This window comes from Serratia nevei, from assembly GCF_024160145.1.
GTDB classification, from domain to species: domain Bacteria; phylum Pseudomonadota; class Gammaproteobacteria; order Enterobacterales; family Enterobacteriaceae; genus Serratia; species Serratia nevei_A.
Genome location: NZ_JAMYWQ010000018.1, coordinates 1 through 14,538 on the forward strand (window position 1 = coordinate 1; position 14,538 = coordinate 14,538).

The 14,538-nt window shown below is 58.5% G+C and carries 14 protein-coding genes, 1 pseudogene and 1 other annotated feature; of the genes and pseudogenes, 2 read left to right on the forward strand and 13 right to left on the reverse strand.

Translation table 11 applies throughout. From position 1 onward, the window contains the following. Nucleotides 1–163: 163 nt before the first annotated feature. The 9 genes from ihfA to M6G53_RS13810 form a co-directional block, all read right to left on the reverse strand. Nucleotides 164–460: an integration host factor subunit alpha gene (gene ihfA / locus M6G53_RS13770; protein WP_004931414.1), complete on the reverse strand. Its 297-nt coding sequence runs from the start codon at nt 458–460 to the stop codon at nt 164–166. Between the two features lie 4 nt (nt 461–464). Continuing rightward, nucleotides 465–2,852, reverse strand: a complete 2,388-nt coding sequence (gene pheT, locus M6G53_RS13775) for a phenylalanine--tRNA ligase subunit beta (protein ID WP_253332217.1) — start codon at nt 2,850–2,852, stop codon at nt 465–467. Nucleotides 2,853–2,866: 14 nt separating this feature from the next. After that, a complete protein-coding gene (gene pheS, locus M6G53_RS13780) occupies nt 2,867–3,850 on the reverse strand; it encodes a phenylalanine--tRNA ligase subunit alpha (protein ID WP_025159697.1) in 984 nt (327 codons plus the stop codon). A 184-nt stretch (nt 3,851–4,034) separates the two neighbouring features. Then, nucleotides 4,035–4,157, reverse strand: a sequence feature (Phe leader region). Next, the gene (gene pheM / locus M6G53_RS13785) at nt 4,109–4,153 is read right to left on the reverse strand and encodes a pheST operon leader peptide PheM (RefSeq protein WP_121626058.1); all 45 of its coding nucleotides are present in this window, start codon (nt 4,151–4,153) and stop codon (nt 4,109–4,111) included. Its footprint overlaps the feature before it by 45 nt. A 113-nt stretch (nt 4,158–4,270) precedes the next feature. Continuing rightward, the gene (gene rplT / locus M6G53_RS13790; RefSeq protein WP_004931417.1) at nt 4,271–4,627 is read right to left on the reverse strand and encodes a 50S ribosomal protein L20; all 357 of its coding nucleotides are present in this window, start codon (nt 4,625–4,627) and stop codon (nt 4,271–4,273) included. Nucleotides 4,628–4,671: 44 nt separating this feature from the next. Beyond that, nucleotides 4,672–4,869 (reverse strand): 50S ribosomal protein L35, encoded by a 198-nt coding sequence (gene rpmI / locus M6G53_RS13795; protein WP_004931418.1) that lies wholly within the window; start codon nt 4,867–4,869, stop codon nt 4,672–4,674. Between the two features lie 98 nt (nt 4,870–4,967). After that, a complete protein-coding gene (infC, locus tag M6G53_RS13800) occupies nt 4,968–5,519 on the reverse strand; it encodes a translation initiation factor IF-3 (protein WP_048233542.1) in 552 nt (183 codons plus the stop codon). A 3-nt stretch (nt 5,520–5,522) separates the two neighbouring features. Beyond that, complete coding sequence (gene thrS / locus M6G53_RS13805; protein WP_253332219.1) at nt 5,523–7,451, reverse strand: threonine--tRNA ligase; 1,929 nt, start codon at nt 7,449–7,451, stop codon at nt 5,523–5,525. Nucleotides 7,452–7,666: 215 nt separating this feature from the next. Beyond that, nucleotides 7,667–8,290, reverse strand: coding sequence for a hypothetical protein (locus tag M6G53_RS13810; protein ID WP_253332221.1), 624 nt, complete (start codon nt 8,288–8,290; stop codon nt 7,667–7,669). 247 nt (nt 8,291–8,537) lie between these two features. Between M6G53_RS13810 and M6G53_RS13815 the strand changes: the two genes are divergently transcribed. Then, nucleotides 8,538–8,759 carry a hypothetical protein gene (locus M6G53_RS13815; protein ID WP_253332222.1) on the forward strand — a complete coding sequence of 74 codons (222 nt, stop codon included), beginning with the start codon at nt 8,538–8,540 and terminating at the stop codon, nt 8,757–8,759. Between the two features lie 101 nt (nt 8,760–8,860). Beyond that, entirely contained in the window at nt 8,861–9,547 is a 687-nt protein-coding gene (locus M6G53_RS13820) for a MarC family NAAT transporter (RefSeq protein ID WP_038877591.1), read from the forward strand. A 37-nt stretch (nt 9,548–9,584) separates the two neighbouring features. On the opposite strand, the pseudogene M6G53_RS13825 reads toward M6G53_RS13820, so the two are convergent. The 4 genes and pseudogenes from M6G53_RS13825 to M6G53_RS13840 form a co-directional block, all read right to left on the reverse strand. Continuing rightward, a pseudogene (locus M6G53_RS13825) lies at nt 9,585–9,725 on the reverse strand (ABC transporter substrate-binding protein); the annotation flags it as partial. 138 nt (nt 9,726–9,863) lie between these two features. Next, the gene (locus tag M6G53_RS13830; protein ID WP_253332224.1) at nt 9,864–11,147 is read right to left on the reverse strand and encodes an SLC5/6 family protein; all 1,284 of its coding nucleotides are present in this window, start codon (nt 11,145–11,147) and stop codon (nt 9,864–9,866) included. A 257-nt stretch (nt 11,148–11,404) separates the two neighbouring features. Beyond that, nucleotides 11,405–12,742 carry a c-type cytochrome gene (locus M6G53_RS13835; RefSeq protein ID WP_253332226.1) on the reverse strand — a complete coding sequence of 446 codons (1,338 nt, stop codon included), beginning with the start codon at nt 12,740–12,742 and terminating at the stop codon, nt 11,405–11,407. 12 nt (nt 12,743–12,754) lie between these two features. Then, entirely contained in the window at nt 12,755–14,536 is a 1,782-nt protein-coding gene (locus M6G53_RS13840) for a GMC family oxidoreductase (RefSeq protein WP_025302609.1), read from the reverse strand. Between the last annotated feature and the right edge of the window lie 2 nt (nt 14,537–14,538).

A 14,538-nucleotide genomic window follows, 5' to 3' on the forward strand; every position in this document is an offset into this window, starting at 1 on the left:
CTTCACGCTTCCTTCAGACCCCGTCTCGCAACGACGCCCTTGCGCTTCACTAGCCCTTCGCCACCATCAGGCTGGACAGGGGACTTTCACCCCCGAGCTGCTGAGCATGCCCGGCACACAAAGAAAAAGGCCGCGCAAGCGGCCTTTTTTGATGTCACGTCACTCACCCTTTCGGGCTGGCGTTTTCTACCCGGCTTTTCAGCTTCTGCCCCGGACGGAAGGTCACCACGCGGCGCGCCGTAATCGGAATGTCTTCGCCGGTCTTCGGGTTGCGCCCCGGACGTTGGTTCTTGTCACGCAGATCAAAGTTGCCAAAACCCGACAGTTTTACCTGTTCGCCATTCTCAAGGGCCCGACGGACCTCTTCAAAGAACAGTTCCACCAGGTCTTTGGCGTCCCGTTTGCTAAGCCCAAGCTTCTCAAACAGGTGTTCTGACATTTCAGCTTTAGTAAGCGCCATAGGTTCAATCCCTCAAGGATGCTTGGAATCGCTGTTTTAGAGCCTCTACGCATTTTGCAACGGTAGCGGCTATCTCCTCTTCTTCCAGTGTACGAGCGGTATCCTGCAATACCAGACTGATAGCCAGGCTCTTGTCACCTTCTGCCACGCCCTTGCCACGGTACACGTCAAACAAGTTTACGCCAACTACCTGATTTGCGCCAACTTTCTTACACTCGGCCAAAATATCTTCTGCGGGGACGTTTTCAGCCACCACAACGGCGATATCACGGCGGTTTGCCGGGAAGCGCGAAATCTCCCGCGCCTGAGGCACGGCGCGGCTCGCAAGCTTGTTCCACTCCAGTTCAAACACCACGGTGCGGCCGTTAAGATCCAGTTTACGCTCAAGTTCCGGGTGAACCACACCGATGAACCCTACGCGTTCGCCGTGCAAATAAATCGCCGCACTTTGCCCTGGATGCAGGGCCGGGTTGGCTTCCGCCCGGAACTGAATTTCGGATAATTTACCGGTCAGCTCGAGAACAGACTCCAGATCCCCTTTTAAATCATAGAAGTCGACGGGCTTGCGCGCCAGATCCCAATGCTCATCGTGCGTATGGCCGGCGATCGCGCCTGCCAGCATGACGTCCTGACGGATACCCAGATCTGCCGCACTATCAGGCACAAAGCGCAGGCCGCTTTCGAACAGGCGCAGACGCGTCTGCTGACGGTTCTGGTTATACACCACCGCAGACAGCAAGCCGGTCCACAGCGACAGGCGCATCGCCGACATTTCGACCGAAATCGGGCTCGGCAGGATCAGCGCTTCTTCATTCGGATGCAGCAACGCCTGCACTTTCGGATCGACGAAGCTGTAGGTGATCGCTTCCTGGTAGCCGTGATCAACCAGCATGGTCTTCACGCGCTTGAGCGTCAGATCGGCCTCGCGATGCTGGGTCATCACCAGATCGGCACGCACCGGCACGTCCGGGATGTTGTCGTAGCCGTAAACGCGCGCCACTTCTTCCACCAGATCTTCTTCGATCTCCATATCGAAACGCCAGCTCGGCGCGACCGCCTGCCAGCTGGCGCCCTGCTCGGTCACCTGGCAACCCAGGCGGCGCAGAATGTCGCTGACCTGCTCGCTCGGCACTACGTGACCGATCAGGCGATCCAGTTTCTCGCGGCGCAGCGTGATAGTGGCACGCTTCGGCAGTTCGTTTTCATCGGTCACGTCGATAACCGGGCCGGCCTGGCCGCCGCAGATGTCGAGCAGCAGGCGGGTAGCGCGCTCCATCGCTTTATACTGCAGCGCCGGATCGACGCCGCGCTCATAGCGGTGAGAAGCGTCGGTGTGCAGGCCGTGACGGCGTGCGCGGCCGGTGATCGACAGCGGGCTGAAGAAGGCGCACTCCAGCAGCACGTCCCGGGTTTCCCCGTTGACGCCGGAGTGCTCGCCGCCGAAGATGCCGCCCATGGCCAACGCTTTCTGATGATCGGCGATCACTAAGGTGTCGGCGTTCAGTTTGGCTTCGTTGCCATCCAGCAGCGTCAGGGTTTCCCCTTCTTCCGCCATGCGCACCACGATGCCGCCGTCGATGCGGCTCAGATCGAAGGCGTGCATCGGCTGGCCAAGCTCCAGCAGTACATAGTTGGTGACGTCTACCACGGCATCGATAGAACGGATACCGCAGCGGCGCAGTTTTTCACGCATCCACAGCGGGGTTGGCGCCTTGACGTCGATGCCTTTCACGACGCGGCCCAGATAGCGTGGGCACGCCTGCGGCGCGTCAACGCGGATCGGCAGCGTGGCGTCGATGGTGGCAGCTACCGGACTCATGTCCGGCTCGGTCAGCGCGACCTGGTTCAGTACGCCCACGTCGCGCGCAACGCCGATGATGCCCAGGCAATCGGCGCGGTTCGGCGTGACGCTGATCTCGATGGTGTTGTCGTTCAGTTTCAGATAGTCGCGGATGTCGGTGCCGATCGGCGCATCCAGCGGCAGCTCAATGATACCGTCATGATCGTCGGAAATGCCCAGCTCGGAGAACGAGCACAGCATGCCTTCCGACGGTTCGCCGCGCAGTTTGGCGGCCTTGATTTTGAAATCGCCCGGCAGCACCGCGCCCACGGTGGCGACCGCCACTTTCAGGCCGGTACGGCAGTTAGGTGCGCCACAGACGATGTCGAGCAGGCGATCGCCGCCTACGTTGACCTTGGTGACGCGCAGTTTGTCGGCGTTCGGGTGTTGGCCGCACTCGACCACTTCGCCCACGACGACGCCGTTAAACGCGCCGGCAACCGGATCCACGCCGTCCACTTCCAGACCGGCCATGGTGATTTGATCGGATAATGCTTCGCTGCTGATGGCCGGGTTTACCCACTCGCGCAACCAGAGTTCACTGAATTTCATGTGATATTCCCGCCTTACTTAAACTGTTTGAGGAAACGCAGATCGTTTTCGAAGAATGCGCGCAGGTCGGTGACGCCGTAACGCAGCATCGTCAGGCGCTCCATGCCCATGCCGAAGGCGAAGCCGGAGTAGACTTCCGGATCGATGCCCACGTTGCGCAGCACGTTCGGATGCACCATGCCGCAGCCCAGCACTTCCAGCCATTTGCCGTTCTTGCCCATCACGTCCACTTCGGCGGACGGCTCGGTGAACGGGAAGTAGGACGGACGGAAACGCACCTGCAGGTCTTCTTCAAAGAAGTTGTTCAGGAAATCGTGCAGCGTGCCCTTCAGGTTGGTGAAGCTGATGTCTTTATCGACGATCAGCCCTTCCATCTGGTGGAACATCGGGGTGTGCGTCTGATCGTAGTCGTTACGATAAACGCGGCCCGGCGCAATGATGCGGATCGGCGGCTGCTGGTTCTTCATGGTGCGGATCTGCACGCCGGAAGTCTGGGTGCGCAGCAGACGCGTGGCGTCGAACCAGAAGGTATCGTGGTCGGCGCGCGCCGGGTGATGCCCTGGAATGTTCAGCGCGTCGAAGTTATGGTAATCGTCCTCAATCTCCGGGCCGGTGGCAACGGAGAAGCCCAGCTCGCCGAAGAAGGTTTCAATACGGTCGATGGTGCGGGTCACCGGATGCAGGCCACCGTTCTCCATGCGACGGCCCGGCAGGGACACGTCGATGGTTTCAGCCGCCAGACGCGCGTTCAGCGCGGCGCTTTCCAGCGTGTTCTTACGCGCGTTCAGGGCGTCTTGCACCTCTTGCTTGGCCTGGTTAATCACCGCGCCGGCCGCCGGACGGTCTTCCGCCGGTACGTCGCGCAAAGACTGCATCTGCAAGGTGAAATGACCTTTCTTGCCAAAATATTCGACGCGCACCAAATCTAACGCGGCAACATCCTGGGCATCTTCTACGGCTGCCTTGGCATTGGCAACCAGCTCTGCGAGATGTGGCATTGCTTTCCTCTTCCTCTGGCCGGGATGGCCCTAAGTAATTGTTATCTATTATTCGACCACGCCTTTGTCCGATCTTCAAAGACTTTTCAATACGTTGCCGGCCGGACGGCGCTCCTGCGAGGCACACTCGCTGAATACCTGCCGTTCTCACCGCAACGCTTTGCAAGGCGGGACGATGGCCAAAAACAAAAAAGCCTCCACGAGGGAGGCTTAGGCGCTACTTTTCGTTTCTTTTCTTACGCGCAAAGCCTCCTGAAGTCAGGCGCTAAAGTAAAAAAAGAAACGAAAAATAGCTGCGTGCATGATTGCGGTACCTTGTCGATGATTGCCCACCAGTGATATAGCGGCGGCCAATAAAAGTCAATATTTGTCGCTGAAAACAAAGATTAAAAGAGGGAGCAAGCTCCCTCTTCTACTGACTTACGCCAGAGCTGCTTTCGCTTTCTCAACCAGTGCGCCGAAGGCCACTTTGTCGAAGACTGCGATGTCAGCCAGGATCTTACGGTCAATTTCGATCGACGCTTTTTTCAAGCCGTTGATGAACTTGCTGTAAGACAGACCGTTCTGACGAGCAGCTGCGTTGATACGTGCAATCCACAGCTGACGGAACTGACGCTTACGTTGACGACGGTCACGGTAAGCGTACTGACCTGCTTTGATTACTGCCTGGAAGGCAACACGATATACGCGCGAACGGGCACCGTAGTAACCTTTCGCCTGCTTCATGATTTTCTTGTGACGTGCGCGTGCAATTACACCACGTTTTACGCGAGCCATATGCTCTCTCCTAAAGTCTTATTCTAAATTCAAAAAAAAATGGCTTATGCGTACGGCAGGCACGCGGTAACCAGGACCAGATCGTTTTTAGACACCATGCCTTTCGGACGCAGGTGACGTTTACGCTTGGTTGCTTTTTTGGTCAGAATATGACGCAGGTTGGCATGTTTACGCTTAAAACCACCGCTGCCGGTTTTTTTGAAGCGCTTGGCTGCACCACGTACAGTTTTAATCTTTGGCATTTTAATTAAATCCACTTCGCATTGTTAAACAACGAATCAGTTGGGCGAATAAAACCCACACAGCGCAAGCGCCGCGCGGGTTCCATTACTTGTAAGCCTTACTGTTTCTTCTTAGGAGCGAGCACCATAATCATCTGGCGGCCTTCGATCTTCGTAGGGAAGGATTCGACCACTGCCAGATCCATATCTTCACACAGGTCTTTACGGACGCGGTTAAGCACTTCCATACCGATCTGCTGGTGCGCCATCTCACGCCCGCGGAAACGCAGGGTGATTTTGGCTTTATCGCCATCTTCCAGAAAGCGAATCAGGTTGCGTAGTTTGACCTGATAGTCGCCATCATCGGTGCCAGGACGGAATTTGATTTCCTTGACCTGAATAACTTTTTGCTTCTTCTTCTGTTCTTTCGTCGACTTGCTCTTCTCGTAGAGGAATTTGCCGTAATCCATGATTCGGCAAACTGGCGGTTCGGCATTTGGGCTGATTTCTACTAAATCAACGCCCGCTTCCTCAGCTTTTTCAAGAGCTTCATTCAGACTGACGATACCAATCTGCTCGCCATCGACGCCGGTTAGGCGAACTTCTTGCGCGCGAATTTCTCTGTTAATGCGATTAGGACGCGCCGGTTGAACTCGTTTTCCGCCTTTAATACTTTATTCCTCCAGTTGATGAAGACTACGGCTGCGAATCTCTTTCAGCAGCTTGTCTACGACTTCGTTTACGTCCAGGCTTCCCAGGTCTTTGCCACGGCGGGTACGAACGGCAACTTTGCCCGCTTCGACCTCTTTGTCGCCGCACACCAACATGTAAGGGACTCGACGTAAAGTATGTTCGCGAATTTTAAAGCCAATCTTCTCATTTCTCAAGTCCGCTTTGACGCGAATACCTGCATCCTGCAGTTTTTTGGTCAATTGCTGGACGTAATCAGACTGGCTGTCGGTGATATTCATCACCACCACCTGCACCGGGGCGATCCAGGTCGGGTAGAACCCGGCGTATTCTTCGGTCAGGATACCGATGAAGCGTTCCATGGAGCCCAAAATGGCGCGGTGAATCATTACCGGCACGACGCGATCGTTGTTTTCGCCAACGTACGAGGCGCCCAAACGGCCCGGCAAGAAGAAATCGAGCTGCACGGTACCACATTGCCATGCGCGATCCAAACAATCATGCAGGGTAAATTCAATTTTCGGTCCGTAGAAGGCGCCCTCGCCCGGCTGATATTCAAACGGAATGCCGTTTTCGGTCAGCGCAGCGGCCAAGTCTTCTTCCGCGCGGGTCCACATATCGTCGGTGCCGATGCGTTTTTCCGGGCGAGTAGACAGCTTGACGGCGATCTTGTCGAAGCCGAAAGTGCCGTACACGTCATACACCATGCGGATACATTCGTTCACTTCGGCGCGCACCTGCTCTTCGGTACAGAAGATGTGGGCGTCATCCTGCGTGAAACCGCGCACGCGCATCAGGCCGTGCAGGGAACCCGAAGGCTCGTTGCGGTGACAGCTGCCGAACTCGCCCATGCGCAGCGGCAAATCGCGGTACGACTTCAGGCCCTGGTTGAAGATCTGCACGTGACCCGGGCAGTTCATCGGCTTGATGCAGTATTCGCGGTTTTCCGACGCGGTGGTGAACATGGCGTCTTTGTAGTTTTCCCAGTGGCCGGTTTTTTCCCACAGCACGCGGTCCATCATGAACGGACCTTTCACTTCCTGGTACTGGTACTCTTTGAGCTTCATGCGCACGAAGGCTTCCAGCTCGCGGAAGATAGTCCAACCGTCGTTGTGCCAGAACACCATGCCCGGCGCTTCTTCCTGCATGTGATACAGGTCGAGCTGTTTGCCGATCTTGCGGTGATCGCGCTTGGCCGCTTCTTCCAGGCGCTGCAGGTAGGCGTTCAGCTGCTTCTTGTCTGCCCAGGCGGTACCGTAGATACGCTGCAGCATTTTGTTTTTGCTGTCGCCGCGCCAGTAAGCGCCGGAGGTTTTCTGCAGCTTGAAATGGTGGCAGAAACGCATGTTCGGCACGTGCGGGCCGCGGCACATGTCGACGTATTCTTCGTGGTGATACAGGCCAGGACGATCGTCATGGCTGATGTTCTCATCCAGGATCGCCACTTTGTAGACTTCGCCGCGCTCAGCGAAGGTGTCGCGGGCTTCTTGCCAGCTGACCTTCTTCTTGATGACGTCGTAATCCTTATCGGCCAACTCGTGCATCCGCTTTTCCAGCAGATCCAGGTCTTCCTGCGTCAGGGTGCGCTCGATATCCACGTCATAATAGAAACCGTTGTCGATCACCGGACCGATCGCCATTTTGGTATCCGGCCACAGCTGCTTGATCGCATGACCCAGCAGGTGCGCGCAGGAGTGGCGCATGATTTCCAGACCGTCTTCATCCTTGATGGTGATGATGGCCAGCTGCGCATCTGATTCGATCAGATCGCCGGCATCAACCAGCTCGCCGTTGACGCGGCCGGCAATACAGGCTTTCGCCAGGCCAGGGCCGATATCGCGCGCGACATCCATCGGGGAAACGGGGTGGTCGAAATGACGCTGACTACCGTCAGGAAGAGTAATAACAGGCATTAATAATTCCTTATCTACAGTGGTGACCCACACGACAGATCACATGCAGTACGAAAATTGGGTTTTGGGTTTGGTCAGCCAGGTTTCAGATCTCGCCCACAATTGCCAGATTGAAACCTCACTGGGTATACAGAATGGAACGCATACCTTCTCAGCCGCATTCGGCTAAGCGAATAGTATCACTAAAATTGTTCCGGATAAATAAAGCGCCGCCCTCACGCTTTCACGTCATCCGGCGCGAAAACGGTTTTCATGTAGCTCAGGGTGGCCAGCAGGCACAGGCCGTAGCCCAGCAGTTCACAGCCCTCTTCCACCATGTTTTTCACTACCCGGTTATAGCCGTCCAGCATCAGCGTTTGCCACAGCGCGCTCATGCCGAACAGGCGTGAAAACACCAGAATGCACAGCAGGCCCGCGCACATCATGCCGTAGCCGGGATGCGTCACGAAAGCGGCCAGGCCGCGCACCGTCGCCGCGATGTGCCTGCCGGCATGCCACAGGCAGGCCAGGGCGACCGCCAGCGCGAACCACACCCACGCGCCGTGCCACAGCGCATCGAAAGCGAAATCCATCTCGCGGATAAGCATGCAGAGAAAGAAGCCGCCAATCAGCATCCAGGCGGAACGGCGTTCAGCCTGTCGCCAGGCCGCGGCGAAGAAACCGCCGGCGATGGCGAGCAGCAACAGTTCCTGCGCCGCTTCGGTCAGTGAGGTTTCATGCACGAAGTTGTGCAGCCAGTGCACGTCGATAAACACCAGGCCGACCAAGGCCGCCAAAAAAGCGGCCGAAAGCGCGAACGCGCCGATTTTCCCCAGTAAAAGTTTCAGTTCGTCTTGCATAGTCAGTCTCATTATCGTTTTGAAGCGCGCCTATGGTAGGCAGCTGAGCCTGCGGCGTGTAGCAATTGGTGCGAAACGTCGGCCTTCACCGGCCAACTGCGGCGAAAAAGGCCATAAAACACAAAAATATCGCGCACTTTCCGAGCGGCGCCTGATTTGGCATCACTGAACGGCGAAATGTTCGCCCCACTTGGCGATCTCCGCAAGCAGCCGCTATTCTGAAACCAGTCTGTTCCCACCGAGATCTATGCAGAATATGAACCGGTTACTTGCAGTCCTCGTCGTGGTGTGCGCGGTATTGGCGACGCTGTATGGGCTGGTACATTTTGGCGCGCGTTCGGTGCCGCGGGCGATTGCGGTCAACGAAGCGCCGCTGGAATGTGAGGATGAAACTGAACCCACCGGCGAGTGCGGCAGCGAAGACGATGCTCCCGCCGATAACGCGCTGGATGCCCAGGCCGACGGTTAACCTTCCGAGCTATGCCCATTGCCGCCAGGCACACGGCAGGCTAGGCTGTTCAGCTCATGAGCCGCCGCCTGGCGGCTTGAACGTTGCACTGGGAGTTTTTTATGACGGGTATTTTGCAGTTATTCCAGGCCATCGGACTGGGTTTGGTGCTGCTGTTGCCGCTGGCCAACCCGCTGACCACGGTGGCGTTGCTGCTCGGGTTGTCCGGCAATATGACGCGCGAAGAGCGTAATCAGCAGTCGTTGATGGCCTCGGTTTATGTGTTCTGCATCATGACGGTGGCGTTTTACGCCGGGCAGGTGGTGATGAACACCTTCGGCATTTCGATCCCCGGCCTGCGCATCGCCGGCGGCCTGATCGTCGCCTTTATCGGTTTCCGCATGTTGTTCCCGCAGCAGAGCCCCGAAGAGGCACCGGAGGTGGAGAGCAAGTCGCACGAGCTGCGCCATAAAACGTCGGCCAACATCGCCTTCGTGCCGCTGGCGATGCCCAGCACCGCCGGGCCGGGCACCATCGCGATGATCATCAGCTCGGCGTCGAGCGTCAAAGCGAACACGCTGGGTTTTGAACCCTGGGTGCTGGCCGTGGCGCCGGTCGCCATCTTCCTGACGGTGGCGGTGATCCTGTGGGGCTGCCTGCTCAGTTCCGGCGCCATCATGCGCCTGGTGGGAAAAAGCGGCATCGAGGCGATCTCGCGCCTGATGGGCTTCCTGCTGGTGTGCATGGGGGTACAGTTCATCATCAACGGCGTGCTGGAGATTATCTCCACCTATACGCCTGCCGCCTGATTCCCAAGGACGGGCGCGATGGTCGCGCCCGTTGCCGTTATTTCCCCGCCGGCGCCTGCGCGCCCAAAATGCCCTTGCCTTCCGGCACTTCGGTAAAGCGGCTGACGATCTCGCTGTAGGTCTTGGCCGGATCCAGACCCGGGAACTGCGCCGGGTAGATAAACTTCGCCAAGCTCCTTGGTAACAATTCAACCAGGGAATAGTCATGAGAATGGCTTGCATTATCAAAGGCAGCGCCGTATTGCCCGGCGATTAATTGCAAAGGGATGTGTAACGCGGGCTTGAGAGGCGCGCCGGAAGCGGCGCGCCCTGAGGATCACACCAGGCCGTAGATCAGCGCCGACAGCGCGATCAGGCCCATCACCAGCACGAAAACGTTGCTCGCCGCGCGGTATTGGCGCATCGCCGGCACCGCACGCACCGCGTACATCGGCAGAATGAACAGGATGGCGGCAATCAGCGGGCCGCTGATGGTTTCAATGATGTGCAGCGCGCTCGGGTTCCACACCGTCGCCGCCCAGGTGAGCAGAAACAGCGACACCGCCGAGATGCGGTGCGTCATACGCGAGCTGAGCGGCTTGCCGACCGCGCGCGTGACGCCGTCGATCAGGCTGGTCGCCCCTTCCGTCACCCCCAGCGAGGTGCCGAGATAGGATTTGGCCATCGCCAGCATCGCCATCACCGGGCCGAGATAGGCGATCAACGGGTTGGAAAACTTGTTGGCCAGCGTGGTCAGCACCGTGATGTTCTGGTCTTTCGCCTGCTGCATGTCTTCATGGGACAGGCTCAGCACGCAGCTGAACACGAAGAACAGCACGGTGACGCAGATCAGCACATAGCTGTAGCGCATGATGCGCGCGCAGCGGCGTTCCGCCTTGTCGCCATACAGGCTCTTCTGGGTCGAGGCGAAGGAAGAGATGATCGGCGCATGGCTGAAGGAGAACACCATCACCGGCACCGCCAGCCACAGCGAATGCCACAGCCCCGGCGTGTCGAAGCGGGTAGCGGCCAGGCCATTAACGAAGTTGGCGGTATTCCAGCTCGGCATCAAGTACAGCGAAATGCCCATCAGAAACACCAACAGCGGGAACACCAGCATGCCCATCGCCGCCACGATGCTGTCTTTGCCACGCAGCAGCACCAGATTGAGCACCACCACCACCGCCAGGCTCAGCCAGATGCGCGGCAGCGGCGCCACGTGGAACTGATGGATCAGGAAGCTGTCCAGCGCGTTGGTGATCGAAATGCTGTACACCAGCACGATCGGGAAGAACGCCATCAGATACAGCACCATGATGATTTTGCCGGCCAGCACGCCGAAGTGTTCCACCACCACATCGTGAATATTGCCGTCGCGGCTGGAGCCGGACAGCACGAAGCGGCTGAGCGCGCGGTGCGGCAAATAGGTCAGCGGGAAAGCGAACAGCGCCATCAACAGCAGCACCAGCGGGCCGTTCAAACCGGCGTTGATCGGCAAGAACAGCGTGCCTGCGCCCACCGCGGTGGCATAAAGACCGAACATCCAGACGGTGTCGGTTTTGTTCCATTTGGCTGGCTGAGCGGTCGTCAGCGTGCCTGAATCGGGAGAAATCGTACTCATGAGACAGTCTACCTTAATCTGCGGCGCCAACGATTGCGCCTAACGGGATATCCTTCTCCGCGAACTTTTTAATAGTAATCAGTGAATTAAAGCGATATTTCATACTTACGCCTGATGAAAGGACGGCAAAGGATAATGAAAAATCCCCTGCGGGTCTATGTTTTATCGGCCGAACGGACGATTTGCGAACAGGAAATGCTGAAAAAAACGGCATGCACAGAAAAAACTAAGGGCCCCTTGCGGAGCCCTTAAGCGGTTTACTGCTTCGCGTCCGGATGGTCCGGCACTTCGGCGCTGCCCATCTCCTGCTCGTCGCGGATCATCGAGCGGTCTTTACGCACGCTGGCCACGTCGGAGGCGCTCACCGGTTTGGCGCTGTTGCCCCAGCTGGTACGGATGAAGTTCACCACGTCCGCCACCTGCTGATCGTTCAGACGCCAGCCGAACGGCGGCATGGTGATGTTGGACACCGCCCCCTGCACCGCCGGCGTAGTGTTGCCGGTCAGCACGATGTGGATCAGCGAGGTCGCGTCCTCGGTCTGCACCACCGGGTTGCCCTTCAGCGACGGGAAGGCGCGCTTGTAGCCCACGCCGTCGGTGCGGTGGCAGGCCGCGCAGTTATCGACATACAGCGCCGCGCCGGGCTTGCTGTCGTCACCGCGCCACAGATCCTTGGCCACGCTGTCTTCGATCGGAGTCGCCTGCTGCTTGTCGTCTTTCGGCGGCAGCGATTTCAGGTAGCGTGCGATGGCGGTCAGATCGTCGTCGCTCAGGTATTGCAGGCTGTGCTCCACCACGTCGCTCATGCCACCAAACACGATCGCCTTGTCGTTACGGCCGGTTTTCAGGAACTCGGTCAGCTCGGCTTCGCTCCAGCTGCCCAGACCATCCTTACGGTCGCTGCGCAGGCTGGAAGCCACCCAGCCGTCGATCGGCGCGTTGCTGCCGGACAGATAGTCGTCACTTTCGCTGTTGCTCAGCGCTTTTTCCTGCATGGTGATGCTGCGCGGGGTATGGCATGCGCCGCAGTGGCCCAGGCCTTCCACCAGATAACGGCCGCGCTCAATCACCGGATCGGCCTTGGCGTCGGCGACGAAGTCCGCCGGCGACGGCGCGAACATGCCGCGCCAGATGCTCAGCGGCCAGCGCATCGACAGCGGCCACGGGATGTCGGAATCCTTGTTGGCCTGCTCCACCGGCTGCACGCCGTGCATGAAATAGGCGTACATGGCGCGCATGTCGTCCTCTTTCACCAGCGCGAACGACGGGTACGGCATCGCCGGGTACAGGGTACTGCCGTTTTTGGCTACGCCCTTACGCACCGCGTTGTCGAAATCTTCGAAGCTGTAATCGCCGATGCCGGTTTTCTTGTCCGGCGTGATGTTGGTGGAGTAGATGGTGCCGATCGGCGTCTCCATCGCCAGACCGCCGGCGAAGGTTTTGCCACTCTTGCCGTCGGTGTGGCAGGCCACGCAGTCGCCGGCGCGCGCCAGGTATTCACCGCGCTTGATAAGCTCGCTGCTGACGGTGGCGTCCTGCGCCCAAACGGAAAAACTCACTGCACTGAGAACCAGTGCCGGTACAAATGCTTTCATCGTTCGCCGTCCTTATGCCTGCACCAATGGGCCTGGGTTTTTCAGATACTGCTCGCGAATAGCGCGGGCAGACCAGTAAGCCAGCGCCGCCACGGTGCCGGTCGGGTTGTAGCCCAGCCCCTGCGGGAAGGCCGATGCGCCGATCGAAAACACGTTGTGCACGTCCCAGCTCTGCAGATAGCGGTTGACCGCGCTGGTCTTCGGATCTTCCCCCATCACCGCGCCGCCGTTCATGTGGGTGGTCTGGTAGCTGGTGGTATCGAAGTGACTGTTGGCGTTTTTCGGACTACCGGCGATCAGTTTCGGGTTCATCGCCTTGGCGATCGGCGCCATCTTGTCGTACATGAACTGCGCCATCTTGATGTCGTTTTCCTGCCAGTCGAACGTCATGCGCAGCAGCGGCTGGCCAAACACGTTTTTGTAGTTGGGATCGAGATCCAGATAGTTGTTGCGGTACGACTGGTGCGCGCCGTGGGCGTCCATCGAGACGTGGTGGGTATAGGCATCCGCCACCGCCGCTTTCCACTTGCTGCCCCAGGCCGGGGTGCCCGGCGGCGTCGGCAGGCCGGAGATCGGCTTGGTGCCCGCCTGGTTGACCCAGAACGGCGAACCGCCGACGAAGCCTTCTTTGGCATGGTCGAAGTTGTCGGCGTTGAAGTCGTCCACGCCCACGCCGTTGCCGCCGGCGCCGATGAACGGGTTGGTGAATACGTCTTTATCGAAGAACGCCTTGATGGTGGTCATGTTCTGGTAGGCGAAGTTGCGCCCGACCACACCTTCGCCGGTCACCGGATCGTAAGGCTTGCCGATGCCGGACAGCAGCATCAGGTGCACGTTATGGAACTGGAACGCGCCCAGGATCACCAGATCGGCCGGCTGTTCAATCTCGCGGCCCTGTGCATCGACGTAGTTCACGCCGGTGGCACGGGACTTGTCGTCGGTCAGGTTGACCTTCAGCACGTTGGCGTTGGTGCGCAGCTCGAAGCGTTTTTCCATGCGCAGCGCCGGCAGAATGTTGACGTTCGGCGAAGCTTTGGAATACATGTAGCAGGCGTAGCCGCTGCAGAAACCGCAGAAGTTGCACGGGCCCATCTGCGCGCCGTACGGGTTGGTGTAAGAGTCCGAGGTGTTGGCGGACGGCAGGTTGTAAGGGTGATAACCCACCTCCAGCGCCGCTTTCTCGAACAGCTGGGCGGAGTAGGTATTTTTCTGCGCCGGCAGCGGGAAGTCGCTGGAGCGATCCGCCGCAAAGCGGTTGCCGCCCTTCTGCGCCACTTTCTGCCCTTTGATGGTCCAGGCGGTGCCGGAGGTGCCGAACACTTTCTCCGCTTTGTCGAAGAACGGTTCCAGCTCGTCGTAGGTCACGCCGAAGTCTTGGATGGTCATGTCCTTCGGAATGAAGTTTTTGCCGTAGCGCTCTTCATAGTGGCTGCGCATGCGCAGTTCGATCGGATCGACGCGGAAATGCACGCCCGACCAGTGCAGGCCGGCGCCGCCGACGCCGGTGCCCGGCAGGAACGCCGCCAGCTGGCGGTAAGGCACCGCGGTCTGGCTGCTGTTATGGCGAATGGTGACGGTGCTTTTCGACAGATCCTGGAACAGCTTGCGGCGGATGTTATAGGTCAGCTCGTCGATCACCTGCGGATAAGACCCGTCCGGATAGGTGTCGCGCATCGGGCCGCGCTCCAGCGCCACCACGTTGAGGCCGGCCTCGGTCAGCTCTTTGGCCATGATCGCGCCCACCCAGCCGAAGCCGACGATCACCGCATCTACTTTTTTCATTACCGTTGCCATGA